Source organism: Pseudonocardia benzenivorans CB1190, from assembly GCF_000196675.2.
Lineage (GTDB): Bacteria > Actinomycetota > Actinomycetes > Mycobacteriales > Pseudonocardiaceae > Pseudonocardia > Pseudonocardia benzenivorans.
Genome location: NC_015312.1, coordinates 1933432 through 1959642, shown reverse-complemented (window position 1 = coordinate 1959642; position 26211 = coordinate 1933432). Strand labels below are relative to the sequence as shown.

Genomic DNA, 26211 nt, shown 5'->3' with positions numbered 1-26211 from the left:
CGGCGCCTGCCGACCTCGCCCATGTGCTTGCGGGTGACCTCGTCGTCGAGGAGCGCGAGCACCGCGTCCCCGTACTCCGCGACGTCGTTGGGCGTCGCGTACACCGCGGCGTCGGCGGCCGACACCTTCGTCTCCACCAGGTCGAAGCGACGACCGGCAGCTCGAAGGCCATGTACTCCATCGTCTTGTTCATCGTGGAGACGTCGTTCAGCGCGTTCTTCGGGTCCGGCGAGAGGCCGATGTCCGCGGTCGACATCAGTCCCTTGACGACGTCGTCGGGCGCGCGGCCGGTGAAGACGACGTGGTCGTCGAGGCGCAGTTCGGTGGTCAGGGCGCGCAGCGCCGGGGCGGCGTCGCCGTCACCGATGAGCGTGAGCGCGACGTCGCTGCGCCCCCGCGTGTGGACGATGTGCTCCATGGCCCGGATCGCGAGGTCGACGCCGTCCTGCGGGCCCATCACCCCGATGTAGACGAGCAGGTGCCGGTGCCCGTGGCGCAGCGACGCGTCCGGCTCCCGGCGGCGCATCTTCTCCGGGTCCGGGCCGGTGCGCACCACGGTCACGTCCGAGGGCTTCTTGCGGCCGCGCCTCATCGCGACGGCCCGGTAGGACTCGTTCGTCGAGATGACGTGGGACGACAGCGCGTACGTCGCCCGCTCGGCCAGCACGAGCGCCTTGTAGGGCAGCGACCCGGCCGACTCGAACCTCGACTCGTACAGCTCCGGGCACAGGTCGTGCTGGTCGAACACCATCCGGACGCCGAACAGCAGCGTGAAGGGCAGCACCGCGGTCCACAGCACGTCCGGCGGGTTGCAGACCTGCACGACCGTGAACCGGTTGCGCCGCCACGCCTTCGCGAGCCCGAGCAGCGTCGCGACGATGGAGTACGCGTACTCGGCCAGGAACATGACCTGCCGGGTGATCGGCGGGAACGCCCGGTACTTGAAGATGTGGACGCCCTCGAGCTCCTGGTAGGACGGATCGCCCGGCCCCTTCGGGCATACGACCGAGACCTCGTAGCCCGCGGCCGCGAGCGCCCTGCACTCGAGCCACACGCGGCGGTCGAACGGCACCGGCAGGTTCTGCACCACGATGCAGACATGCCGGCCGGGCACTCGTCGACGGAACCTCACCAGCCCACACCCTGGTATCCGGGCAGCACCTCGAGCGCCGCGAGCCTGCCGTTGAGGTCGATCACGACCGCCGGGTCGGCGGCCACGATCGCGTCGACCACCCGCGGCGCCGCCGATGACACCACCGCCACGAGCGAGCCCGCCAGCGCCGACGCCGCGTCGTCGTGCAGCACCTTCTGCAGGTGCGGCAGCTTCGACCGGACGTAGCGCAGGTTCGCGCCCGACAGCTGCGACATGCTGATGATCGGGTCGTAGATCTGCACGTCGACGCCCTTGCCGATCAGGATCTCCGCCAGCGCGACGTTCGGGCTCTCGCGCAGGTCGTCGGTCGCGTGCTTGAACGCCAGCCCGACGAGCGTCACCCGGCGGTTGTCGCCGCCGCGGGCGTCGATCTCCTGCAGGACGCGATCGGCGACGTCACGGACGAGGATCTCGTTCGACGCCAGCGCGCCGGCGAGCACGGGCAGGTCGACGTCGTTGACCCGGCCGAGGTGCAGCAGCGAGCGGACGTCCTTGGGCAGGCAGGACCCGCCGAACGCGAACCCGGGGCGCAGGTAGGCGGGCGAGATGTTGAGCTGGCGGTCCTCGACGAACACCTTCATGACGTCGCGGGCGTCGACGTCGAGGGTCCGGTAGAGCCGGGCGACCTCGTTGGTGAACGCGACCTTGAGCGCGTGGAAGGCGTTCGAGGCGTACTTGACGCTCTCCGCCGCCCGCGTCTGCACGACGTGAACCGAGCAGGTCAGGAACGCGAACAGTTCGCGGACGGCCGCGGCCGCGACCGGGGAGCCACCGATGACCAGGAACGGCGGCTCGAAGAAGTCCTCGACGCTGGAGCCCTCGCGCAGGAACTCCGGACACATGGCGACGTGCAGGTCCGCGCCCACCCGCCGGCCCGACGTGGCCTCCAGCAACGGGACGACGACGTCGTCGACGGTGCCGGGAGGCACCGTCGACCGGATGACGACGGTGTGCGGGCGCGAGGTTTCCGCCAGCGCGGCACCGATCTGGGCGACGACGCGCCGGACGTAGGTCAGGTCGGTACTGCCGCCCTGCGCCGACGGCGTGCCGACGCACACCAGTGACAGGTCGCTGTCCTGCATGCCGTCCGCCGCGGAGACCGAGGCACGCAGCGCGCCCTCGGCGACGACCCGCGCGGCGATCTCGTCGAGACCGGGTTCGATGACGGTGGGCCTGCCCCCGTTGACGGTGGCGACCTTGCCGGCGTCGGTGTCGACGCCGACGACCCGGTGCCCGCGGTCGGCCAGGCACGTCGCCGTCACCGATCCGACGTAGCCCAGCCCGAACAGGGTCACGTTCATGCCTACCCCCGGTGATCGGCCGGTGTGGATGCCACGACCGGGACGAACGGTTCGGAATCGGCAGCCCCGTCCGGGGCGGCCGTACGTGTCGATGTGCTCCGCTTGCGGGCCCGGGGGCGGGCAGCCGGCTTCGCCGGGGCCTTCTCCTCGGCCGCCGCGGACTCCTGCGCCTCGGCCGTCGCCGCGTTCGCGGTGGTCTCGGCGGCGGCGTCCTTGCGTGCCGCCCGGCGACCCGCCCGCCCCGCGCGGGCGCGGGTCGTGCCGTCCTTCTTCGCGGACGTGCCCGTCGTCGACGTCGTGCTCCGCTTGGTCCGGGTGCCGCGCCGGGTCGTCTTGGGCGGGCCGCTCGCGGGCTCGGCACCGGCCGGCTCGGCGGTCGCCGACGCGGCGGTGTCCGCCTGGTCGGTCCCGGTCCGCGTCGTGGCCGCGGGCCCGCTCTTGGGCGCGGACCGACCCTTGGCCGCGGTCACGCCGGTGGTGGCGTCGCCCTTCGTCGGGGACGGCGGCCCGCCCTGCGGCGGACCGGACGGGCCGGGCGCGTGGTCGGGTTCCCCGCCCGGTCGCGTGCGGTCGTCGGCGCTCGGGCCCGCGCCCCGCACCGCCGCGATGCGGACGGTCGGCGAGTCGGCGTGTGCGTCCGAGCCGGCCGTGGAGACCGCGAGTGGGACCACCGACGCCGGGCCCGACCCGGCCTTCCGTGACAGCCCCGCGACCGCGGGTATCCGGACCGTCGGGGACTCGACGACGGTGAACACGCTGGATTCCGACGACATCGCCGCACCGGCCACCGCGGCGATCCTGACCGTCGGCGACTCGGCCTCCGCGGCCGCCTTCTCCGCCGCGGCCTTCTCCGCGGCCGCCTTCTCCGCGGCCGCCTTCTCCGCGGCCGCCTTCTCCGCGGCCACCTTCTCCGCGGCCGCCTTCTCCGCCGCGGCCTTCTCCGCGGCCACCTTCTCCGCGGCCGCCTTCTCCGCAGCCACCTTCTCCGCGGCCACCTTCTCCGCGGCCGCCTTCTCCGCCGCGGCCTTCTCCGCGGCCGCCTTCTCCGCAGCCACCTTCTCCGCGGCCACCTCCTGCGCGGCCACCTCTTGCGCGGCCACCTCCTGCGCGGCAACCGACTCGGTCCTCGGCTCGGTCACGGCGTCGGCCGCGGCGGCCGGGAGCGCGTCGGCGTCGTCGGTCGTGCCCGGGGCCGTCCCGGTGGCCACGACGACCCGGTCGGCCCGCGCCTCCTCGGGCGCGCTGCGCGCACGCAGCTCGGGGTGCGTCGCCGTCCACAGTGTCCCGTCCGAGCGGTCACGCGGATCGGGATCGACGAGGACGACGCCCAGGACCTCGACCCCTGCATCGTCGAGCCGGCGCGCGACGGTGTGCAGCCACGCGGTGGAGGCGCCTGCCGCGCGCACGACCACGAACGCGACGGAGTCGTCGAGCAGCGGTCCCGACCACGTCGTCCCCGGAGCCGCCGAGGTCAGACCGACCACGCGGGCCGCCGTGTGCTCGGCGCCGCGCACGTGGTCGGCGCCGCCGACGACCCGGACCGTGGAGCCGTCCTCGGGCGCGACGTGCTCGGTGTCCCCGGGCAGGTCGTCGACGACCACGACGTCGCCGCCGTCGCTCGCGAGCTCGGTGGCGATGCCGGTCGCCAGCTCGGCGGCGACATCGGCGACGCCCACCTCGACCAGCACGACGTCGCGAGATTCCGCCCGCACCGACCGGGCGAGCTCGACGACGACCCGCTCCTGGTCGCGCCGGGACCGGCGGGGGCGCCCGGGAAGGAGCAGCCGGCGCCTGCCGAGCTGCGCCACGACCGAGGCGCCGAGGTTCGCGGAGACGTCGCGGCGCAGGACCGGCCGGTCCCCGACGACGGTGAGCAGCAGCGCCGCCAGCAGCCCGAGCATGAGCCCGACCAGCAGCCCGAGTCCACCGTTGATCGCCATCGCCGACTTCAGCGACCGGGTCGTCGAGTGCGGCGCGTCGATGACCCGCGTCCCCGCCACGACCTCGGGAGCGCCCAGCGTCGCCTGCTGGGTCTGCTGCGTGAGTCCGTCGATCTGCGCCTGCAGCTGTGCCTGGGTGGCGGGGTCGGCGGCCGCCCCCGGGCGGTTCAGCTGCGCCAGCTGCCTGCGCAGGTCCGCGACCCGGGTCTGCAGGGCCTGGGTGTAGGCGTCGGCCGCGGCCTGTGCGCGACCGATGTGGTCGGCCACGAACGCGTCGGCGATGGCCGTGGCGTTGGCGACGGCGGTCGCCGGGTTGCCGGCCCGGACGGTCAGGTCGACGAGGTTCACGCCGCTGGAGGTGGCGGTGTAGGTCTTGATGAAGTCGCGTGTCGGCATCGTGGAGCCGAGCGTGCGCAGTGCGGCGTCGGCGACCGTGCTCGACTGCATGATCGCGACCGCGGTCTGCATCCGGGCCTCGCCCGTGTCGGTCTGGTCGGAGTCGACGACGTAGATCCGCGCGGCCGCGGTGGCGCTGCCGGGCATCACGATCGGCAGCGCCGCACCGGCCAGCAGGCCGATCAGCGCCACGAGCAGCCAGGGCCGCATGCGCCGTCGGACGCCGGCGACGAGCGCGTGCAGGTCGAACAGCGGCGTCGAGGTCTCGGAACCGGTCGGGACCAGGTCGAACATCTTCACGATCGGACCGCCGGAACACCGTTGGTGTGGCCGTTGCCGCTCGCGGCCACCTCCGGCGCCGGGGCCGCCTCGGGCTCCGGCTCGGGCTCGGTCTCAGGGTCCGCCGCGCGGCGCGGCCGCACGAGCAGCACTCCGGTCACGACGTGCCCGGCGTCGAGCACCGCGCCGGCGATGTCGGAGAGCTCTGTGGCCGATCGGACCCCGACGGTGGTGACGACGACCGTCGCATCCACCGGGGCGGTGTCGGGTACCGACGGACGGACGCCGTCCACGTCGACGGTGACGATCCGGAACCGGCTGCAGGTCGGTTCCGGCAGGAGCTCGTCGTCGTCTGCCACCGCGATCGCCGGACCGCCGTCGCAGGCCGCGGCGAGCTGCGCGCGCACGACGTCGGAGTCGGTGACGACCCCGACCTCTCCCAGGCCGGCCTGCGCCGTGACGACGAACTCCGCCACGGCCCGCACGGCGGTCAGGTCGTCCGCGGCGACGACGGCGAGCAGGTCGTGCCGGCTGCGGCCGGCCTCGCCGAGCAGCCGTGCCAGCGCTCGGCGGTAGCGGGTGCGCTCGTCGTCGGTCCGGCCCGGCGGGAGCGGGTCGAGCTCCCACCGCGAGCGGTCGGAGAAGAGGGTCCTGAGCAGCCCTGCGAGGCCGTGACGGGCCGGCGTCGGCCCCGTCGCGTCGGCATCGGGCCGCACGACGGTGACCGTCGAGACGACGCCTGCGCCGAGCGCGGACTCGATGATGTCGGGGTCGCCGACCCGACCGGTCCGGCGACGCGCCCACAGCATGACCAGCAGACCACCGACGGCCGCGACGAGCGCGCCGCCCGCGGTCAGCTGCAGCGGTGAGGGAGCCGCGGCACCGCGGTCCTGCGCGGCCTCGAGGATCGAGACCGCACCGGTCGAGATGCCGGTCTGTCCGGAGCCCGCCGCGGCCTGCCGGTCGAACTCCTCGAGTTGGGACTGCGCGGCGGCGCGGGCGGCGCGGAGCTGGTCGGGGGTCTGGCCGGCGGTGTCCGTGGCGCCCGCCGACCCGGCCGTCGGCCCGGCGGCGTTCGCGTCGGCGCCCGCCGGGGGTCCGCCGGCGTCGGTCCCGGCCCGGGCGATCTGCTGGTCCAGGTCGTCGATCCGCTTCTGGATCGTGGCGCGCTGCTGCGTCTGCGCCGCCTGCGCCGCCTGCACGGCGTCGTCGGTCATCTTCGCGGAGAAGGCCACGTACTGCTTCGCGGCCTCGTCGGCGAGCCGGCGGGCGTCGGCGGGCGTGTCCGCGACACCCGAGATGTCGATGACGTTCCCGTCGGACACGGCCGCGCTGATCACCTGTTGCAGCTGGGCGCCGGTACGTCCCCAGTTCAGGGCGGCGGCTACCTGGTCGGCGACCGAGAGGCTCGTGGCGATCTGGGTCTCGGTGAGCAGCTGGTCGGGCGTGCGTTGCCCCTGGACCAGGACCTTGCCGGTGGCCTGCTGTCCTGGCGACAGCACGAAGGACGCACCGAACCCCAGCACGGCCCCGGCGACGGCGAGAGCGAGCAGCCCGCGCCACCTGCCGCGAATCACGTCCCCGACGACGCTGAGCCGGGCGACGTCCTCATTCGCCACGACGCTGCGCTCCCATTTCTGCGCGGCCGGACCGATGTGTCCGGAAAGGACCACATCGCGGCTCGGCGTGCCCCTGCATCGAATTCTCCCCACAGAACCGATCATGTCGGCCGCAGGATTTCGGAGAGCCCCGACCAACGAACCCGACTCGATTTCTCTTGCCGGGTAACTCGACCGATCCGCTCGTCGCGTTACATCGTCCAGAGCACAGTTCGGCGACGCTGTGTAACTAATTTGTGACGCGCAACCGCCGCGGTTCGGCCATCAGGCGGTGTGCCGGGGCTACCGGTCTGCCGTCGAACAGCTCCTCCGGCCGGCCGGTCTCGAGCGCCTTCCGGTAGCTGGGCATCGCGGCCCGCGCGGCCTCGATCGTCGCGTCGACGTCGGCCGGGGTGTGCGCGGCGGAGATGACGAACGACTGGCCGAGGACGCCGCGCTGCAGCAGCTCCGTCAGGAACAGCGTCCGCATGGCCTGGGAGGGGCGGCCGTCGCGGTCGAAGGTGCGGAAGACCATGCAGGAACGCCGGCCGACGACGTCGAGGTACTCACCGATGCCCGCCTCCGCCGCCGCGGCGTTGACGCCGTCGGCGAGCGCGGCGCCGCGCGCCTCCATGGTCGCCACGGGATCGTCGCGCCGGTACGCCGCGACGACCGCACGGAACGCGGCGAGCGACACCGTCTCGGCGCCGTTCGTGCTGGACAGCACGAACACGCGCGGGCGGTCGGTGTCGAGCCCGCCCAGCTCCATGAGCTCCCGCCGACCGGCCAGCGCCGCGATCGGGAAGCCGTTCCCCATGGCCTTTCCCCAGGTCGAAAGGTCCGGACGGACCCCGTACACGGCCTGTGCCCCGCCGAGCGCCCAGCGCAGGCCGGTGATCGTCTCGTCGAAGACGAGGACGGCGCCGTGCCGGTCGCACAGCGCCCGCACGCCTTCGAGGTAGCCGGGCTCGGGCTCGGTGAGCGCACTCGCCGCCTCGAGGATCACGCACGCGACCCTGCCCGGCTCGGCCTCGAACACCGCCTCCAGCGACGACAGGTCGTTGTAGCCGAAGGGCCGCACCAGCGCGCGGACCGCCTCCGGCACGCCGGTGTTGATCGGCAGCGTTCCGACGAACCAGTCCTGCGAGGAGAAGTACGGCTGGTCCGAGCACATGGCGACGAGATCGCGACCGGTCGCGCCGCGCGCGAGCCTGATGGCGGTGGCGGTCGCGTCGGACGCGTTCTTGCAGAACTTGACCATGTCGGCGCCGGGCACGAACCCGAGGAAGTCCTCGGCGGCCGCGAGCTCGAGGTCGGTGGGGCGGGTGAAGGCGATGCCCCGGTCCAGCACTGCGCGGACGGCGTCGAGCACCGGCTCGAAGCAGTGACCGAGCGTGATCGCCCGCATACCCATCCCGTACTCGACGAATTCGTTTCCGTCGACGTCCCAAACGTGCGCGGCCCGGCCCCGAACGAGGACCGGCGCCATCCCCTCGGGATATTGGTCCGACGCCTTCGCGAAGGTGTGCGCGCCTCCCGGGACCACTCGGTGCAATCGGGCCTGCAGGTCGGACGAGCGCACGAAACTCTTCGTCACGAGGTTCCTTTCAGTAGGCTCCGCGCCTTGAGATCACCGCACCGAGGGTCTTCCAGAGAATGCGGGCGTCGAGGGCGAGGTTCCAGTTCTCGACATAGCGCAGATCCAGCCGCACGGACTGCTCCCAGGTGAGGTCGCTGCGCCCGCTGATCTGCCAGAGCCCCGTCAGTCCCGGACGGACGAGGAGGCGGCGCTGCGCGGCGCGGCCGTAGGAGGCCACCTCGACCGGCAGCGGCGGTCGCGGCCCGACGAGCGACATCGTCCCGTTCAGCACGTTGAACAGCTGCGGGAGCTCGTCGAGCGAGAACCGGCGCAGCACGCCACCGACCCGGGTGATCCGCGGGTCCTTGCGCAACTTGAACAACGGGCCGGCGCCCTCGTTGTCGGCGGTCAGCGCCGCGAGCCTGCGCTCGGCGTCGACGACCATCGACCGGAACTTGAACATCGTGAACTCGCGGCCGTGCCGGCCGACGCGGGTCTGCTTGAACAGGATCGGACCGCCGTCGAGCTTGACGGCCACCGCGACCGTCACGAGCAGGGGCGCGAGCGCCAGCAGGAGCAGGACGGCACCGAACCTGTCGACGACGTGCTTGGCGATCCACGCGACGCCGGTGAAGGTAGGCCGGGTGAGCCGCAGCAGCGGCAGGCCGTCGACCGGGTCGACGTGCAGCCGGGGCCCGGCCACGTCCATCAGACCGGGATCGACCACCAGTTCGGCCGTCAGGTCCTCCAGGTTCCAGGCGAGCTGGTGCAACCTCGCGGGCGACCATCCCGGAGCCGGGCACACCGCGACGATCCGATGCGCCCCCTCGCGCGCCACCTCGGCCACCGCATCCAGGTCTCCGACCACGGGAACGCCGTCGATCGAGTCCGAGCCGTCCGGTGCCGCTCCCGTCGGCACGCAGGCACCCACGACCACCCAGCCTCGCTGCTCGTCGCGGCGGATCCGCTCGATCAGGTCGCCGACGGACTCGACGTTGCCGACGGCCAGCACGGGCAGGGCGCACCGTCCACGAGCCCGCAACCTGCGGATCTGCGACCGCAACAGCAGCCGCCCGAGTGCCGCCAGCACGCCGGCGAGCGGGATCAGGCCGAAGACCCACGGGCGGGCCGCGAGTGCCTGACCGGCGAGCCCCAGCAGACCGAGGGCAACCGCGGCGCTCAGGATCGCCCGCATCAATCGGCTGAACTCGTCCGATCCCTGACCGAGAACCCGCGGGTCCCACGCGCGGCAGAGGTAGAGGAACACCAGGACGAGGAGGCCCGCAACGACGCCGACCCCCGGCGTGACGTCACCGAGCCACGGGACGTGGGTACCGAGCCCGAGCACGTACCCGACGAGGATCGAGATGCTGACCGCGCACGTGTCGGACGCGATCGTGGCCGCGACGTAGTACGCCTCCCAGCGTTCCTTGACCACGCCCGCGCGGGGACGTGGCGGGATGGGTGCACGCTGGGCCGGCCGGGTTCGCGCCGGGGAGGCCTGCACCCCCTCGAACGACCCCCCGATGTCCACATTAGAGCCCACAGCTTCCCTCGCTCCGACCCCGAAACCACCGTGTGGCGACGATGCCCCGCGACTCCGGCTCCCCGCCGGCCCCGACCGCGCGTTGCACTGCCCTCGGCGACCAACTCGTTCCCTTCGGGACATCCGTTACAGGCAGCGATCACGAATGGGGCCGAAAGGGTGGCTCTTCGCCCAGATGGTCCATCAGCAGCAACGGACTGCTCTGTCCGAGCGTGCACCCTGCGTCATGATGCGCTCTCCGGTTGTGCCGATCGCCGCAGCGAGGCGCCCAGGGGCCGTCCGGAGCGGCGACCGACCGAGCCGTGCGGGGCGCCGCTCCCACAGACATCCGTCCGGAACGTCCCGTTCTCCTCTTCGGCCCGTGGAGAATCCCTCCGTCCGCGGCGGACGTGCGGCAGCGTCTGCGGCGGCCGGACCGGGATGGTCGGCACAGGCGGCACCCGGCGGCCGACGACCGCGCGGAACGCGGCGAGCCCGGCCGGACCGACACCGATGATCGTCACGGACCGTGACCGACAGCCACCCGGTTGTCAGAGCAACGGCGGTCGACGGCCGGTCACAGCCCGTCGCCGACCCCGGTCGGTCGGCGCCTCAGCTCCGCACGAGGGTCTCGTGGTCGGCCTCGGTCTGGTCGGCGTAGAGCCGCGCGAAGCGGGAGAGCGCCCGTTCCAGGTTGTCCCCGCGCCCGCAGTACCCCGCGATCATCGACGCGCCGCTCGTGCGTGCGTGCCCCTTGGCCAGCATCAGCCCGCAGACCGCGGCGTAGTCGGCGAGCGCGGCGGCACCGATATCGTCGAGGACGAGCGCGCCCTTCATGTTCCGGAACTGCCGCACGTAGTACTGCCGGTCGTCGACGGTCGTCCAGCCGAGCAACGGGTCGGAGACCGTCTGCAGGGCCTGCTGGTACTCCACCACCCGCTGCCCCTGGTGTGCATGCCAGGCCGACCCGCCGTGCACGTACGGCGCGACTACCGACCGGCGGGCCTCCTTGAGCTGCAGGAACAGCACGTCGTCGGAACTCGAGCCCTCGCACAGCACCAGGTAGGCCCGCAGGCCGACCGACCCGACCCCGACGACCTTGTGGGCGATGTCGACCACGTGGTATCCGCCGACGACGCGCGCCCAGTGCAACGGGAGCGTCGACAGGTAGTCGTCGAGGCCGATGAGCAGGGCGTCGTCGTACTCCGCGGGGCCGGGGCGGGTGATCAGGGGCGGCTCCTCGACGATCCGGCGCAGCCCGCCCTCGTCGTGGGTGAAGCGGGGCAGGGCGCGGTCGCTGGTCCGGGTCCGGGCGCGGCTCACGGCGTCGCGTACGGCCTTGCGGCTGGACCTGCCGCTGATGTGATCCTCCATCGCCTCGGCGTCGATGCGCTCGAAGGAGCGCGCGAGCAGCGGCTCGGCGGCGAGCCTGCGCAGGTTTCGCCGGTACGCCCGGACGCAGCGCCGGACGGCGTGCTCGCACTGCTCCTCCGACGCCCCGGACATCCGCCCGGCCACCCACGTGCTCGACACGAGCCTGCGCAGGTCCCACTCCCACGCACCCGGGTGGGACTCGTCGAAGTCGTTGAGGTCGAACACCAGCTCGCGCTCGGGCGAGGCGTAGAAGCCGAAGTTGCCGAGGTGGGAGTCACCGCAGATGACGGGGCGGATGCCGGTGGCGGGCAACGTCGCGAAGTCGGCGGCGGAGATGCCCGCCGCTCCGCGCAGGAAGCCGTAGGGCGACGCGGACATCCGCTCCAGCCGGATCCGGACGAGCTCGGGCACCCGCCCGCGGTGCACGGCACGCAACTGCTGCAGGACGTCGGCGCGGTCGGGCGAGGGCGCCCACTCCCCCAGCGACCGGCGCGGCGTCCGGGCGCGCAGGGAGCGCCCCAGCGCGAGCCGCTCCGACCGTGGGATCGCCCGCCGCGACAGCGCACCGAAGGCGGCCCGGTCGAGCGGTACGTCGTCCGGGTCGAGGACGGGATGGCTCATCGGCGCGGCTCCCCTCCGGCTCGGGACCAGACGCGGCCGGACGACGACCGGTGGTCCCGCCGCGGCGATCATCGTCGCACCCCGGCGCGGTAGCGGCGAGCCCCCACGACCGGCTGACCGGAAGCCGCTACGCCGCGGACAGCCAGGGCTCCCAGGTCGGGTGCGGCTCGACGGCGAGCACGAGGATGCCGCCCGCGCGCGAGGGCGGGGCGGGCGGGACGGCGAGGGTCCAGCCCAGCTCCTCGAGGAGCCGGTCGGCCTTGCGGGAGTTGCACCCACGGCAGGCGGCGACGCAGTTCTCCCAGGAGTGGTCGCCGCCGCGGCTGCGGGGGACGACGTGGTCGATGGTGTCGGCCCGGACACCGCAGTAGGCGCAGCGCCTGCCGTCGCGCCGCAGGACACCGGCGCGGGTCATCGGGACGGCGCGGCGATAGGGAACGCGCACGTAGCGCGAGAGGCGCATCACCGAGGGAGCGGGGACGGTGAGGTTCTCAGAGTGGAAGGCGCCGCCGCCGATCGCCGCCTCCACGCACTCCGCCTTGCCACTGAGCATCAGCACGATCGCGCGCTTCGCCGTGACGACCGCCAGCGGTTCGAAGCTGGCGTTCAGCAGGAGCACCCTGGACCCCGTCGGAACCACACCCGGGCACAGTGCGGTCCCCGGTACCGCCCCTGGATCGAGGTCGGCACCGATGGGGTCGGGTTGTCGATGGGGCACGCGACCACCTCCCGCTCGTCGCACCTAGTCGACCATACGGAGGCCGCTCGGCGCGACTGTGATCTCGACGTGTCCCGCAGGTGGCGCAGGGGCGGCGACGAGTGTGCGTCAGGTACGGTTCAGCGGTCACCTCGTGATCGGTTGCTCGACTGTGACGGGGTGCACATCGAGACGCGTAACGCAGGATCACCGGAGGGCGAAGCTCACATCATGAAGCTCGGCCGGATCGGGGTCCGTCCTGCAGCTGTCGACGTCGGCTACGTCGTCGAGGCGCCGGACGGAGAGGTGCTGTGCGGGACGTTCCGTCTCGAGGGCAGCCGCACGGAGGACGAGGCGCGCTCGTTCATCGCAGGCAGGCTGCACGACGTGCACGGCCTGCGCGTCGCGTGGCGCCAGGTGCACCTGCTGGAGCCGGCCTCCTAGCGCCCCTCGGCTCCGTCCGAGCACACCTCGGATCGGCGCACCTCGGATCAGCCCATCTGGTCCAGGGCGGCCAGCACGTCCGTGACCAGGTCGCGGGAGTCCTCGCAGCCCGCCGAGAGCCGCACCAGTCCCGGCGCCACGTCGTCGCCCCAGCGCTGCCGCCGGTCCGCCGACGTCCGCAGCCCGCCGAAACTCGTCGCCGACTCGACCAGTCCGGACGCGGCGAGGAACCGCCCGACCGCGTCCGCGTCGGCCAGCGTGAACCGCAGCACCCCGTTCCACCTGCGCATCTGCCGCGCGGCGACGGCGTGCGCCGGGTCGTCGGACAGCCCGGGCCAGCGGACGTCGGACACCGCCGGATGCTCCCGCAGCGCCGTCGCGAGCGCGCGGGCGTTGGCCGCCTGCCGCTCCAGCCGCAGGTCCAGCGTGCCCAGGCCCCGATGCGCGAGCCAGACCTCCATCGGCCCGGGCACCGCTCCGCCGCGGGTCCGCGCGGTCCGGACGGCCTCCGTCAGGGCGGGGTCGGCCGTCGTGACGTGCCCGAGCACGACGTCCCCGTGACCCGCGAGCGCCTTCGTGTCGCTCGCGACGACGAGGTCGGCTCCCAGCTCGAGCGGCCGCTGCCCCAGCGGCGTGGCCGTCGTGTTGTCGACGGCCACGAGCGCGCCCGCGGCGTGCGCCCGCGCGGCGACGACGGCGATGTCGCAGACGTCCAGCCCGGGGTTCGACGGGGTCTCGACCAGGACGAGCGACGCGTCGGTGAACGTGGCGTCGGGGGCCGACGCCGTCGGTACGAGCCGCACCGGCAGCCCGAGGTCCGAGGCCAGTGTGCGGGCGAGGTAGTACCCGTCGGAGGGCAGCACGACCGTCCCCGGCCGCGCGCACGTCCCGAGGACCGCGGCGACGGCGGCCATTCCCGAGGCGAAGAGCGTGCACTCCCCGCCCTCGAGATCGCCGATCGCGGCCTCCAGCGCCCGCCAGGTGGGGTTGCCTGCGCGGCCGTAGAAGTCGGTCGGCGGGTCGCCGCTCCCGCTGCCCAGGGCGAACGTCGACGACAGCACGGGACCCGGATGTAGCGGGTCCCCGACGGCGGGCACGCGGGCGCCGCCGTGGATCACCCGGGTGCCGTCGCCCAGCGGCTCGCTCATTCCGGCTTCGGCGCGCGCGTGATCAGCTCCTTGGCCATCGCCGCGGCCGACAGCCCCTCGTGGCAGACCCGTCGCACGGCGTCGGAGATGGGCAGCTCGACGCCGTGCCGGGCCCCCAGCTCGCACAGCGACACGCACGACTTCACGCCCTCGGCCACCTGCCCGTGGTTGGCCTCCTCGGCCTGGGCGAGGCTCTCGCCGCGGCCGAGCCGCTCACCGAAGGTCCTGTTGCGCGACAAGGGCGACGAGCAGGTCGCGACGAGGTCGCCCAGCCCGGCGAGGCCGGCGAACGTGAGCGGGTCGGCGCCCAGGTCGGCGCCCAGCCGCGAGATCTCGGCCAGTCCGCGGGTGATGACCGAGGCGCGGCTGTTGTCGCCCAGTCCCATCCCGGCCGCGATCCCGACGGCCAGCGCGATGACGTTCTTGCCGGCGCCCCCGAGCTCGCAGCCGATGACGTCGGTGTTGGTGTAGGCGCGGAAGTAGTCGGTGGCGCAGGCGGTCTGCAGCGCGACGGCGCGGTCGTGGTCGGCGCAGGCGATGACGGTCGCGGTCGGCTGCGCGGCGGCGATCTCCCTGGCCAGGTTGGGCCCGGACACGACGGCGACCTGCTCGGGCGACACCGACGCCACCTCGGCGACGACCTCGCTCATCCGCTTGAGCGTCCCCAGCTCGATGCCCTTGGCGAGGCTGACGAGCGTGCGCCCCGGCGGCAGCAGCGCCGCCCAGCCGGAGAGGTTGCCGCGCAACGTCTGCGACGGCACCGCCAGTACGACGGCGTCGGCGCCGTCGAGCGCGGCCGCGGCGTTGGTGGTGGCCCGCAGGCGCGTCGGCAGCTCCACACCGGGCAGGTAGCCGGGGTTGGTGCGGGTGTCGTTGACCGCCGCGGCCACCTCCGGCCGACGCGCCCAGAGCGCGACCTCGCGCCCGGCGTCGGCCAGCACCTTGGCGAACGCGGTCCCCCACGACCCGGCCCCGAGCACGGCCACCCGCTGGACGGCTCGGGTCACGAGGCACCGCCTGTCGTCGGAAGGGCCGGGGGCACGATGCGCGGGACCGCGGGCGGCGGCGCGCCGTCGGGGCTCACGCCGCACCGCCCCGGCGGAAGAAGTCGGCGGGCGCGGGCTCGCCCCGGACCTCCGCGAGCAGGTCGCGGACCCGGACCATGAGCAGGTCGGTGACCTCGCGCAGCAGCGCGGCGTCGAGCGGCCTGCCCCGGTACTCCGACAGGTCGACCGGGTCCCCGGCCCGCACGACGATGTCGCGGCGCGGCAGCGGGCGGAACCGCTTGCGGTAGTGGTCGTAGACCTCGCGGGTGCCCCAGTGGACGACGGGGATCACCGGGACGTCGCGGTCGAGCGCGAGGCTGCTCAGCGCCAGCCGCGCGACGCCCGTCCGGGCGAGCATCGGCCAGCCGTCGGGGTCACGGGTGATCGTGCCCTCCGGGTAGATGACGACGATCTTGCCCTCGGCCAGCGCCCGCTCCCCGTCGCGCAGGCTGTTCTGCGCGTCGGCGGACTCCCGGTAGACGGGGATCTGCCCCGAGGCGACCAGCACCTTGCCGAAGACCGGGATCTTCCACAGGCTGGCCTTGGCCAGGAAGCGCGGCATCCGCCGCGCCGTGTGCACCCAGAGCGCGGTGTGCACGGGGTCGAGGTAGGAGATGTGGTTGGCGACGACCAGCGCGCCGCCACCGCCCGGGGCGGGCAACCGGTCGCGACCCTCGTAGCGCTGCCGCCCGGTCAGGAACCCGATCGGGTAGAAGAACGCCGCGCAGACCGCGACCCACAGGCCGCCCTTCTCGCGTCTCACCCGCACCTCCCGCTCTCGATCTCCGGTGAGTCTCCCGTGACCGGGCGGCACGGGTCCACCCGCCCGTGATGCACGATGGTGGCGTGCGCCCGCCCGCCGCCGCCCACGTCGACCTCGTCGTCCCGGTCAAGGGACTGCGCGCGGCCAAGTCGCGGCTGCGCGGGGCGGCCGACGCGGGCGCAGGCGACCCGGCCGCGCACGCCCGGTTGGCCCTGGCACTGGTGCTGGACACGCTCGCGGCGGCCCGCCTCGCGCGGGTGCGCACGCTGCTCGTCGTCACGGCGGACGCCGCGATCGAGACCGCCGTCGGGCAGACCTTCCGCCCCGGCCGGGTCGCCTCGGTGACCCGCACCACGGGTGACGACGACGACATCGCGACGCCGGGCCGGGCGGTCGTCGAGGTCGTCGCCGAGGGCGGGCTGCCCGGGCTGAACGCCGCCCTCACCCACGGGGCCGACCTGCTCAGGGCCCGCGACCCGGACGGGATCGTCGGCGCGCTGCAGTCCGACCTGCCCGCGCTGCGCCCCGCCGAGCTCGACGCGGCACTCGCCGCGGCCGCCGCCGCGTTCGCCGCCGGTGCCGAGCGGGCCTTCTGCTCCGACGCCCCCGGTGACGGAACGTCATTGCTCCTCGCGGCGCCCGGGGTCGCGCTCGACCCGATGTTCGGCACCGGTTCCGCTGCGCGGCACGCGGAGTCGGGGGCGGTGCCGCTCGGCGGCGCCCTGCCGGGCCTGCGCCGCGACGTCGACACCCCCGACGACCTGCGCGAGGCCGTCGCCCTCGGGCTGGGCGCCCGGACCGCGGCAGCGCTGCCCGTCACCGCCCGCGGCGCCTGACCGATCCCGCGCGCCGACAGGATGCTTGCGCGCCAACAGCACGTGATCAGAACGTGACCATCGCGTCGACCAGAGTTCACCCGGATGCCATGTCGGTGAGTGCGGCACGACCGCCCGAGTGGGGAACAATCTCGACCGTGAGTGACGACGCGCGGACCCCTGACCCGGCCACGCCCGACAACCACGCCGCCGAGGGCGCCCGGGGCTCGGGATCGCGTGCCCGCGGCCGGGCGAGTGCCCGCCGCGCCCCCCGCCCGTCGAGCCGCCGGGTCAGCGCCGACACGTCGCAGCCGGCCGCACCCGCTCAGCCGGGCGGTGGCGGCCGGGCCCGCGGCACGGCCTCGCGCCGTACCGCGGCGGCCACGACGGCGCCCTCGTCGACACATGCGACGGCCGCGACCTCGACGCCCGCGGTCCCGCCCCAGGCCGCCTCGACGACGGCCACCACCCCGCCCGGGGCCGCCCCCATCGGGCCGCCCGCGCCGACGACGGCGCCCCTGGCGGCGACCACCCCGCTGCCCGACGACCGCTACCTCAACCGCGAGCTGTCCTGGCTGGACTTCAACGCCCGCGTGCTCGCGCTGGCCGAGGACACCAGCCAGCCGCTGCTCGAACGGGCGAAGTTCCTGGCGATCTTCGCGTCGAACCTCGACGAGTTCTACATGGTCCGCGTCGCCGGGCTGAAGCGTCGCGACGAGACGGGCCTGTCGGTCCGCAGCGCCGACGGCCTCACCCCGCGCGAGCAGCTGGCCCGCATCACCGCGCGCAGCCAGGTCCTCGCCGAGGCGCACGCCCGCGTGTTCCTCGACGAGGTGCGCCCCGAGCTCGACGAGTACGACATCCACATCCGCCGCTGGGCCGACCTGTCCGACGAGCAGCGCGAACGCCTCTCGAACTACTTCACCGACCAGGTCTTCCCGGTGCTGACGCCGCTCGCGGTCGACCCGGCGCACCCGTTCCCCTACATCTCGGGCCTGTCGCTGAACCTCGCCGTGACGGTCCGCGATCCCGAGGGCCGCACCGAGCGGTTCGCCCGCGTGAAGGTCCCCAACAACGTGCCGCGGCTGGTGCGGGTTGCCCCCGACCAGAGCACCGACCAGGGCGCCGGCGACCCCGGCATCACGTTCCTGCCCATCGAGGATCTCATCGCCGCGCACCTCGGCAAGCTGTTCACCGGCATGGACGTCGCCGAGGTGCACGCCTTCCGCGTCACGCGCAACGCCGACCTCGAGGTCGAGGAGGACCGCGACGAGGACCTCCTGCAGGCCCTCGAGCGCGAGCTGGCCCGTCGCCGGTTCGGCCCGCCGGTGCGGCTCGAGGTCGTCGACACGATGAGCGAGCACGTGCTGGAGCTGCTGCTGCGCGAGCTCGACGTCGACCCGGGCGACGTGGTCACCGTGCCCGGTCTGCTCGACCTGACCTGTCTGTGGGAGGTCTACGGCGTCGACCGGCCCGATCTCAAGGACGAGCCGTTCCGCCCGGCCACCCACCCGGCCTTCGCCGAGCGGGAGACCCCGCGCAGCATCTTCTCGACGCTGCGCGAGGGCGACGTGATGGTCCACCACCCGTACGACTCGTTCTCCACGAGCGTGCAGCGGTTCATCGAGCAGGCCGCCGCCGACCCGGACGTGCTGGCCATCAAGCAGACGCTCTACCGCACCTCGGGCGACTCGCCGATCGTCGACGCGCTCGTCGACGCGGCGGCCGCCGGCAAGCAGGTGGTGGCGCTCGTCGAGATCAAGGCGCGGTTCGACGAACAGGCCAACATCCGCTGGGCGCGCGAGCTGGAGAAGGCCGGCGTGCACGTCGTCTACGGCCTCGTCGGGCTCAAGACGCACTGCAAGACGTCGCTGGTGGTACGCCAGGAGGGCGCCCAGATCCGGCGCTACTGCCACATCGGCACGGGCAACTATCACCCGAAGACGGCGCGGCTGTACGAGGACATCGGCGTGCTCACTGCCGACCCGACGATCGGCGCCGACCTCACCGACCTGTTCAACACCCTCACCGGGTACTCGCGCCAGACCTCCTACCGCAGCCTGCTGGTCGCGCCCTACGGCGTGCGGCGCGGGATCGTGCGCCGCATCGAGGACGAGATCGACGCGTTCCGCGAGGGCGACGCCGCCGCCCGCGTGCGGATCAAGGTCAACTCGCTGGTCGACGAGCAGGTCATCGACGCGCTCTACCGCGCGTCACAGGCGGGGGTGCCGGTCGACGTCGTCGTCCGCGGGATCTGCGCGATCCGCCCCGGCCGCGAGGGCCTCTCGGAGAACATCCGGGTCCGTTCGATCCTCGGCCGCTTCCTGGAGCACTCGCGGATCTTCCACTTCGGCGCGGCCGACGAGTACTGGATCGGCAGCGCGGACATGATGCACCGCAACCTGGACCGGCGCGTCGAGGTGCTGCTGCGGGTGGCCGACCCGCGGCTGGCGACCCAGCTCGGCGACGTCTTCGACTCCTGCCTCGACCCCGCCACCCGCTGCTGGACGCTGCAGGCCGACGGGTCGTGGGAGCCGTCCCCGCCGCCGGGCTCGGACGTCGACCGGGTGCGCGACCACCAGGCCGAGATGATGGAGCTGCACGCCGCGGCGGCCGTCAGCAGCGACGGCGAGTGACCCGCCGATGACCCGTACCGACCGGTCCGGGCTCGCGCACGACCTGGGTGTCGACGTCCTCGCCGCCGGTGCCGTCCTCTGGCGCGAGGGCCCCGGTGGCCCGGAGGTGGGCCTGGTCCACCGGCCGCGTTACGACGACTGGTCGCTGCCCAAGGGCAAGCTCGACCGCGGCGAGACCCTCGCGGCCGCGGCCGTGCGCGAGGTGTTCGAGGAGACCGGGCACCGGATCCGACTGGGCGCCCGCGTGGGCGAGACCCGCTACACCGTCGCCGAGGGCGCGAAGCTCGTGCGCTACTGGGCGGGCGAGTCGCGTGGCGGGGTGTTCGCGCCCAACGCGGAAACCGACGAGCTGCGCTTCCTCCCGGCAGCCGAGGCCGTCGGCCTGCTCAGCTACGAACACGACCGCGACGTGCTGCGGCTGTTCGCCCGGCGGCCGGTGGTCGTGTCGACGCTGCTGCTCGTCCGGCACGCCAAGGCGGGCAGGCGCGAGGCGTGGAGCGGCGACGACCTGCGGCGCCCGTTGTCGTCGACGGGGCACGCCGAGGTGGCCCGGCTGACGCCGTTCCTCAGGCTGTTCGGCCCCGACCGGATCGCCTCGGCGCCGCCGCTGCGGTGCGTCGCGACGGTCGAGCCACTCGCCGCGGCGCTCGACGTCCGGATCGACGTCGAGTCGTCGTTGGGCGAGAACGCGTTCGCGACCGACCCCACCATCGGCCTCGAACGGGCGGCCGCGATCGCGACGCAGCTCGGGGTGTCGCTGGTCTGCAGCCAGGGCGGGGTGATCCCCGATCTGGTGGACGCCCTGACGGCGGGCACGCCGCTGGCCGACCGGGTCCGCCCCGGAGGCGCGGCGATTCCCGCCCGCAAGGCGAGCACGTGGGTGATCGGGTTCGGCGACGACCGCCAACCCGTCTTCGCGGACTACTACCGCGACCCCATGGGCTGACGGCCGCCGGGCGACTCCCGCGCGGTGACCGGCCGGGCATCACCCGGCCGGGATCACTTCTTCGCCTTGGCCTTCTTCGGCTTCGCAGCCGGCTTCTCCGCCTTCGCCGCCGCGGCCTTGGCCTGGGTGGGGGTCGCTGCCTTGGCCTCGGCGGCGGTGGTCTTGGCCGCCGTCTTCGTCGCGGACTTCGCCGCCGGCTTGGGGGCCGGCTTCTCCGCGGCGAACGACGAGCCGGCCTTGGCCCGGCTGCGCGTCGCCCTGGCCGGGGCCGCGGGTGCGGCAGCAGCCGCACGCGGCCGGCGGGCCGGGGCGGGCCGCGCGCCTTCGGCGGCGGCACCGTTGCCGGACACGGTCGCCTTGAAGGCGATACCGGGCCGGAACGACGGCACGACCGTCGGCGGCACCGCGACCGTGTCCCCGGTCCGGGGGTTGCGGGCGACCCGGGCGGCCCGGGCACGCGCCTCGAAGACGCCGAACCCGGTGAGCGACACCGAACCACCCGAGCCGACCGTGTCCACGATGATCGAGAGCACTCCGTCGACCGCGGAGGCCGCGGTGCGCCGGTCGCCGAGCCGCGCCGCGAGCGCGTCCACGAGCTGCGTCTTGTTCATGGATGCGCACGGTAGAGTGTTGTCGCAGCTCACACCAGAGATCGGCGCAAGAAAAACCCTTGTCGTGCAACAACAGTCTCCGTCAGGGGACTGCGCCGCAGCATGTCCGGGCGATCAGGCGACCGCGGGCCGATGATCAGTGCGCGGGCGTCGTGACCGGCAGCCAACCCGGCCTGACCTGCTCGTATGCCGTGATGTCGGGCTCGTGGCGCAGGGTCAGACCGATGTCGTCGAGCCCTTCGAGCAGCCGCCAGCGCGTGTAGTCGTCGATCTGGAACGCGACGGTGAGATCCTTGGCCTGCACGGTGCGTTCCCGCAGGTCGACGGTCACCTCCGTGCCCGGTTCGGTCTCCAGCAGCTTCCACAGCAGCTCGACGTCGGGCTGCTCGCACTGCGCCGCGACGAGCCCGCCCTTGGCCGAGTTGCCGCGGAAGATGTCGCCGAAGCGCGACGAGATCACGACGCGGAAGCCGTAGTCCATGAGCGCCCACACGGCGTGCTCGCGCGAGCTGCCGGTGCCGAAGTCCGGACCCGCGACCAGCACCGACCCGCGGGAGAACGGCTCGGTGTTGAGGATGAAGTCCTCGTGCTGGCGCCAGGCGGCGAAGAGCCCGTCGTCGAAACCGGTGCGTGTCACGCGCTTGAGGTAGACGGCGGGGATGATCTGATCGGTGTCCACATTGGACCGGCGCAGCGGGACGCCGATCCCGGTGTGGGTGCTGAACGGTTCCATGCTCTGCAGGCCTCCTTCGTCGGCCCGTGAGTGGCGTCTCCGGTCACGACCGGCAACGCCCGCTCACGACCTCAGTCCAGGTCCTCGGGGGACGACAGCGTGCCGCGCACGGCCGTGGCGGCGGCCACGACGGGCGAGACGAGGTGGGTGCGGCCGCCCTTGCCCTGGCGGCCCTCGAAGTTCCGGTTCGACGTCGAGGCGCTGCGCTCCCCCGGCGCGAGCTGGTCGGGGTTCATGCCCAGGCACATCGAGCAGCCGGCCGACCGCCACTCGGCGCCCGCGGCGGTGAACACCTTGTCCAGGCCCTCGTCCTCGGCCTGGAAGCGCACCCGCATCGAGCCGGGCACGACGAGCATCCGGACGCCCTTCGCGAGCGAACGACCGTCGAGCACCTTCGCGGCGGCCCGCAGGTCCTCGATGCGCCCGTTGGTGCAGGAGCCGACGAACACCGTGTCGACGCGGACGTCGCGCAGCGGCATCCCGGCCTCGAGGCCCATGTAGTCGAGCGCCCGCTCGGCGGCGATGCGCTCGTTCTCGTCGGGGATCGTGGCGGGGTCGGGCACGTTCTCGCCCAGGGGCAGCCCCTGGCCCGGGTTGGTACCCCACGTGACGAAGGGGGTCAGCGTGTCGGCGTCGATGTCGACCTCGGCGTCGAAGAGCGCGCCCTCGTCGGTGCGCAGCGTCTGCCAGTCGGCCAGTGCGGCGTCCCAGGCCTCGCCCTTCGGGGCGTGGTCGCGACCGGCGATGAAGTCGTAGGTGACCTGGTCGGGCGCGATCATGCCCGCCCGCGCGCCCGCCTCGATCGACATGTTGCAGATCGTCATCCGGGCCTCCATCGACAGGTTGTCGATGACGTTGCCCCGGTACTCCAGGACGTAGCCCTGCCCGCCGCCGGTGCCGATCTTCGCGATGATCGCGAGCACGACGTCCTTGCTCGTGACGCCGGGACGCAGCGTGCCGTCGGCGCTGTTGACGTTGATCGCCATGGTCTTGAACGGCTTGAGCGGCAACGTCTGCGTGGCCAGCACGTGCTCGACCTCGGAGGTGCCGATGCCGAACGCCATGGCCCCGAAGGCGCCGTGCGTCGAGGTGTGGCTGTCGCCGCAGACGACCGTCATGCCCGGCTGGGTGAGCCCGAGCTGCGGGCCGATGATGTGGACGATGCCCTGCTCGGCGTGGTTCATCGGGTACAGGTCGACGCCGAACTCCGCGCAGTTGCGCCGCAACGTCTCGACCTGGGTGCGCGAGACCGGGTCGGCGATCGGGAGCTCGACGTCCTTCGTCGGGACGTTGTGGTCCTCGGTCGCGATCGTGAGGTCCGGGCGCCGCACCCGGCGACCCGCGAGCCGCAGGCCGTCGAACGCCTGCGGGCTGGTGACCTCGTGCACGAGGTGCAGGTCGATGTAGAGAAGATCGGGCTCCTGCCCCTCGCCCTTGCGGACCACATGGCGGTCCCAGACCTTCTCTGCAAGCGTGCGCGCCTCAGTCACGGCGCCGCCTCCTCGCGGTTGCCTCACGGTGGTGGGTGGATCGACCTAGACCTCCCAGATGTTGGGAAGCTAGTATCGAGGCGTGAGACAGTCTAGCGGCATCGGCGTGCTCGACAAGGCCGTGGGTGTACTTCGTGCCGCGGCCGCCGAACCGTGCGGGCTCACCGAGCTGTGCGAGCGCACCGGGCTCCCCCGCGCGACGGCGCACCGGCTGGCCGTCGGGCTCGAGGTGCACGGCCTGCTCCACCGCGGTGCCGACGGCCGCTGGCGCCCCGGCCCCACCCTCGCCGAGCTCTCCAGCGGCCACGGCGACCCGCTGCTCGACGCGGCGGCCGCCGTCCTCCCGCGGTTGCGCGACATCACCGGCGAGAGCGTGCAGCTCTACCGCCGCGACGGCACCCACCGCATCTGCGTCGCCACCGCCGAGCCGGCCAGCGGGCTGCGCGACACGGTGCCCGTCGGCACCCGGCTGGCCATGACGGCGGGCTCCGGGGCCAAGGTCCTGGCCGCCTGGGCGGACCCCGCGACGCAGCGCGCCGTCCTCGCCGACGCCACGTTCACCGAACGCGTGCTCGTCGACGTGCGCCGCCGCGGCTGGGCGCAGAGCATCGCCGAACGCGAGGCGGGCGTCGCCAGCGTGTCCGCGCCCGTACGCGACGGCTCCGGCAAGGTCGTCGCCGCCGTGTCCGTCTCCGGCCCGATCGACCGCATCGGCCGCCGCCCCGGCGTCCGCTGGGCCGCGGATCTGCTGGCCGCCGCGGAGGCGCTCCAACACCGTCTGTAGTCCGGCCACGGCGCCCCGGCGTCCGCTCGTCGCCGCAGGGTGGGGCGGTTGCGAAGGGCCGGGCATCGTGACGCTAACGTGACGTCGATCCGGCTCGATGGACACCGAGAGTCGCATTGGTTGGGGAACCGGACGAAGACGGGTGACGATGAGCTATCTGCTCGGCATCGACGTGGGCACCACTCGGACCGCGGCGGCGATCACCCGCCTCGACGGGGGGCGGATCGTCGAGACCGAGATGGTCAATCTCGGTGACCGCTCCGTCCACGTCCCCTCGGTCCTGTTCGTCGGTGCCGACGGCGGGGTCGTCGTCGGCGAGGCCGCCGAGCGGCGCGCGCTCACCGACCCCGACCGTGTCGTCCGCGAGTTCAAGCGCCGAGTCGGCGACCCCACGCCCATCCAGGTCGCCGGCCAGCCCTGGACGCCGGAGGACCTCTCCGCCCGGCTCGTCCGCTGGGTCGTCGACCAGGTCGCGGCGCGCGAGGGCGGCGTCGCCGAGCGCATCTCCGTCACCCATCCGGCGTCGTGGGGCAACCACAAGAAGGAGCTGTTCGCCACGGCGCTCGCCCGCGTCGGGCTGACCGTCACCTTCCTCGCCGAGCCGCAGGCCGCCGCGCTGCACTACGCGTCGGCCGAGCGCGTCGAGCAGGGCGCCACGATCGCGGTCTACGACCTCGGCGGCGGCACGTTCGACGCGGCCGTCGTCCGCAAGGACGGCACGTTCGGGCTGCTCGGCCGCCCCGAGGGCATCGAGCGGCTCGGCGGCATCGACTTCGACCAGGTCGTGTTCGACCACGTCGTCGAGGGCATGCCCGACGCCTTCGCCGACCTCGACGAGACCGATCCCTCCGTGCTCTCCGCGGTCGCGCGCATCCGGCGCGACTGCACCGAGGCCAAGGAGGCGCTCAGCTCCGACACCGAGGCCTCGGTCCCCGTCCTGCTGCCCGGCACGCAGGGTTCGGTGCGGCTGCACCGCAGCGAGTTCGAGCAGATGATCGGCCCGCAGATCGAGGAGACGGTCGCGGCGCTGCGCCGGGCGATCAGCTCCGCGGGGCTCACGCCCGAGCAGATGTCGGCCGTGCTGCTCGTCGGCGGGTCGTCGCGGATCCCGCTCGTCGCGCAGACCGTGTCCGACGAGCTGGGCCGCCCCGTCGCCGTCGACGCCGACCCCAAGAACGCCATCGCCAAGGGCGCTGCCATCGCGCTCGCGCCGCAGCAGGTCGGGGCGACGGGCGGCCAGCCCGCGCACGCCCCCGCGCCGCCGCCCGGCCCGGGTGCCGCGGGTGCGGTTGCGGGCGGGGCCGTGGCGGGCGGGGCGCTGGCGGGTGCGGGCCTCGCCGCGGGCGGGTTCACCCCTGCGACCGACGAGCTGCCCACCGTCGACGTCCGGCGCGGGATGGGTGCGCCGCCCCCGCCCGGGTACGGCGCCCCGATGGCGCCGCCGCCCGCACCGCCGCGCGACCCCGCCCCGATGGCCTACGCGACGCCCGGCTTCGACGACGACCACGGCGGCTCCGGCCGTCGCACCCCGGTACTGCTCGTCGCGGCCGGCGGCGTACTCGCCGCGGTGGGCGTCATCGCCGCCGTGCTGTTCTGGCCGCAGAACGCGCCCGAGAGCGCAGCGACGACCCGAATCGTTCCGACCGACGTCGCCACCCCCTCCGACACGCCCACGACGACCACCGAGGCGCCGCCGGAGACCCACAGCGAGTCGCGCAACAACCCCCCGCCCGTCGTGCGGACCACGACCCCCAAGCCGGTCGTCACGACGACGACCCCGCCGCCGGTCACCACCACGACGCCGCCGACGACGACGACCACGACCTCACCCAAGCCCACCACCGCCCCGCCCACGAGCTCGGCCGCCGCCTCGGCGAGCGGCACGGTGCACGCCCAGCCGCAGTAGGAACCCCGGCCCCACCCGGCCCGTGAGTGGCGATGGTCGCCGGAGCGACCATCGTCACTCACGAGCACTCGGGCACCGGCTGCCCCCGCGCCGACCCGGATCGCCACGGGCGGACACGCGGGGTGCGCTGTACACCGCTCGACGAAAAAGGTCCCCGCTCCGAAGAGCGGGGACCTTTTTCTTGTAGCCCCGACGGGATTTGAACCCGCGCTACCGCCTTGAGAGGGCGGCGTCCTAGGCCGCTAGACGACGGGGCCGAGTAGGACTTTCTTATTGTACATCTGGAAACTGCGAGGTTTCCGCTGGGGTACCAGGACTCGAACCTAGACTAACTGAACCAGAATCAGTCGTGCTGCCAATTACACCATACCCCAAGGTTCACGTTCTCCCGTTCCCGCGGTGACCCGCCGGCTCGGTTTCCCGTGC

At 73.5% G+C, this 26211-nt stretch carries 19 protein-coding genes, 2 tRNA genes and 1 pseudogene; 6 read left to right on the top strand and 16 right to left on the bottom strand.

Going from position 1 to position 26211, the window contains the following annotated elements; genetic code table 11:
- Positions 1-199 precede the first annotated feature (199 nt).
- The 8 genes and pseudogenes from PSED_RS09405 to PSED_RS09370 all read right to left on the bottom strand — a co-directional run.
- Positions 200-1054 (bottom strand): annotated as a pseudogene (locus PSED_RS09405) (glycosyltransferase); the annotation flags it as partial.
- A gap of 74 nt (positions 1055-1128) precedes the next feature.
- A complete protein-coding gene (locus tag PSED_RS09400; RefSeq protein ID WP_013674013.1) occupies positions 1129-2454 on the bottom strand; it encodes a nucleotide sugar dehydrogenase in 1326 nt (441 codons plus the stop codon).
- A 2-nt stretch (positions 2455-2456) separates the two neighbouring features.
- Positions 2457-5084: a histone H1-like repetitive region-containing protein gene (locus PSED_RS09395; protein ID WP_233899441.1), complete on the bottom strand. Its 2628-nt coding sequence runs from the start codon at positions 5082-5084 to the stop codon at positions 2457-2459.
- Positions 5085-5086: 2 nt separating this feature from the next.
- On the bottom strand, positions 5087-6688 hold the full coding sequence (locus tag PSED_RS09390) for a YveK family protein (RefSeq protein ID WP_143770407.1): 1602 nt from the start codon (positions 6686-6688) through the stop codon (positions 5087-5089).
- Positions 6689-6917: 229 nt separating this feature from the next.
- Positions 6918-8264: a glutamate-1-semialdehyde 2,1-aminomutase gene (locus PSED_RS09385; RefSeq protein WP_013674010.1), complete on the bottom strand. Its 1347-nt coding sequence runs from the start codon at positions 8262-8264 to the stop codon at positions 6918-6920.
- 10 nt (positions 8265-8274) lie between these two features.
- The gene (locus PSED_RS09380; RefSeq protein ID WP_233899369.1) at positions 8275-9780 is read right to left on the bottom strand and encodes a sugar transferase; all 1506 of its coding nucleotides are present in this window, start codon (positions 9778-9780) and stop codon (positions 8275-8277) included.
- 603 nt (positions 9781-10383) lie between these two features.
- The gene (locus PSED_RS09375; protein WP_013674008.1) at positions 10384-11766 is read right to left on the bottom strand and encodes a DUF2252 domain-containing protein; all 1383 of its coding nucleotides are present in this window, start codon (positions 11764-11766) and stop codon (positions 10384-10386) included.
- A gap of 127 nt (positions 11767-11893) precedes the next feature.
- Positions 11894-12385, bottom strand: a complete 492-nt coding sequence (locus PSED_RS09370; protein WP_041759458.1) for an HNH endonuclease — start codon at positions 12383-12385, stop codon at positions 11894-11896.
- A gap of 309 nt (positions 12386-12694) precedes the next feature.
- On the opposite strand from PSED_RS09370, the gene PSED_RS09365 reads away from it, so the two are divergent.
- On the top strand, positions 12695-12907 hold the full coding sequence (locus PSED_RS09365; RefSeq protein WP_013674006.1) for a hypothetical protein: 213 nt from the start codon (positions 12695-12697) through the stop codon (positions 12905-12907).
- A 47-nt stretch (positions 12908-12954) separates the two neighbouring features.
- Here the strand turns inward: PSED_RS09365 and PSED_RS09360 are convergent, their stop codons facing one another.
- The 3 genes from PSED_RS09360 to PSED_RS09350 all read right to left on the bottom strand — a co-directional run bounded on the left by PSED_RS09360 (position 12955) and on the right by PSED_RS09350 (position 15864).
- A complete protein-coding gene (locus tag PSED_RS09360) occupies positions 12955-14055 on the bottom strand; it encodes a cystathionine gamma-lyase (protein ID WP_013674005.1) in 1101 nt (366 codons plus the stop codon).
- Positions 14052-15062 (bottom strand): NAD(P)H-dependent glycerol-3-phosphate dehydrogenase, encoded by a 1011-nt coding sequence (locus tag PSED_RS09355; protein WP_013674004.1) that lies wholly within the window; start codon positions 15060-15062, stop codon positions 14052-14054. Before PSED_RS09355 ends, PSED_RS09360 begins: the two co-directional genes overlap by 4 nt.
- A gap of 73 nt (positions 15063-15135) precedes the next feature.
- Positions 15136-15864, bottom strand: a complete 729-nt coding sequence (locus PSED_RS09350; protein WP_013674003.1) for a lysophospholipid acyltransferase family protein — start codon at positions 15862-15864, stop codon at positions 15136-15138.
- A 68-nt stretch (positions 15865-15932) separates the two neighbouring features.
- Between PSED_RS09350 and cofC the strand changes: the two genes are divergently transcribed.
- The 3 genes from cofC (at position 15933) to PSED_RS09335 (ending at position 20261) form a co-directional block, all read left to right on the top strand.
- Positions 15933-16700: a 2-phospho-L-lactate guanylyltransferase gene (gene cofC, locus PSED_RS09345; RefSeq protein WP_013674002.1), complete on the top strand. Its 768-nt coding sequence runs from the start codon at positions 15933-15935 to the stop codon at positions 16698-16700.
- 89 nt (positions 16701-16789) lie between these two features.
- Positions 16790-19315 (top strand): RNA degradosome polyphosphate kinase, encoded by a 2526-nt coding sequence (locus PSED_RS09340; protein ID WP_013674001.1) that lies wholly within the window; start codon positions 16790-16792, stop codon positions 19313-19315.
- 7 nt (positions 19316-19322) lie between these two features.
- Positions 19323-20261: an NUDIX hydrolase gene (locus tag PSED_RS09335; protein WP_013674000.1), complete on the top strand. Its 939-nt coding sequence runs from the start codon at positions 19323-19325 to the stop codon at positions 20259-20261.
- 53 nt (positions 20262-20314) lie between these two features.
- Here PSED_RS09335 and PSED_RS09330 read toward each other — a convergent pair whose 3' ends face one another.
- The 3 genes from PSED_RS09330 to leuC form a co-directional block, all read right to left on the bottom strand.
- Positions 20315-20872 (bottom strand): HU family DNA-binding protein, encoded by a 558-nt coding sequence (locus PSED_RS09330; RefSeq protein WP_013673999.1) that lies wholly within the window; start codon positions 20870-20872, stop codon positions 20315-20317.
- A 136-nt stretch (positions 20873-21008) separates the two neighbouring features.
- Positions 21009-21605 carry a 3-isopropylmalate dehydratase small subunit gene (gene leuD / locus PSED_RS09325; protein WP_013673998.1) on the bottom strand — a complete coding sequence of 199 codons (597 nt, stop codon included), beginning with the start codon at positions 21603-21605 and terminating at the stop codon, positions 21009-21011.
- A gap of 71 nt (positions 21606-21676) precedes the next feature.
- On the bottom strand, positions 21677-23095 hold the full coding sequence (gene leuC / locus PSED_RS09320) for a 3-isopropylmalate dehydratase large subunit (RefSeq protein ID WP_013673997.1): 1419 nt from the start codon (positions 23093-23095) through the stop codon (positions 21677-21679).
- Positions 23096-23177: 82 nt separating this feature from the next.
- On the opposite strand from leuC, the gene PSED_RS09315 reads away from it, so the two are divergent.
- Positions 23178-23879, top strand: a complete 702-nt coding sequence (locus PSED_RS09315) for an IclR family transcriptional regulator (protein ID WP_013673996.1) — start codon at positions 23178-23180, stop codon at positions 23877-23879.
- Between the two features lie 148 nt (positions 23880-24027).
- Positions 24028-25785: an Hsp70 family protein gene (locus PSED_RS09310; protein ID WP_013673995.1), complete on the top strand. Its 1758-nt coding sequence runs from the start codon at positions 24028-24030 to the stop codon at positions 25783-25785.
- A gap of 184 nt (positions 25786-25969) precedes the next feature.
- Here PSED_RS09310 and PSED_RS09305 read toward each other — a convergent pair.
- Positions 25970-26042: transfer RNA gene (locus PSED_RS09305), tRNA-Glu, on the bottom strand.
- A gap of 45 nt (positions 26043-26087) precedes the next feature.
- Positions 26088-26159 (bottom strand) — tRNA-Gln (locus tag PSED_RS09300).
- Between the last annotated feature and the right edge of the window lie 52 nt (positions 26160-26211).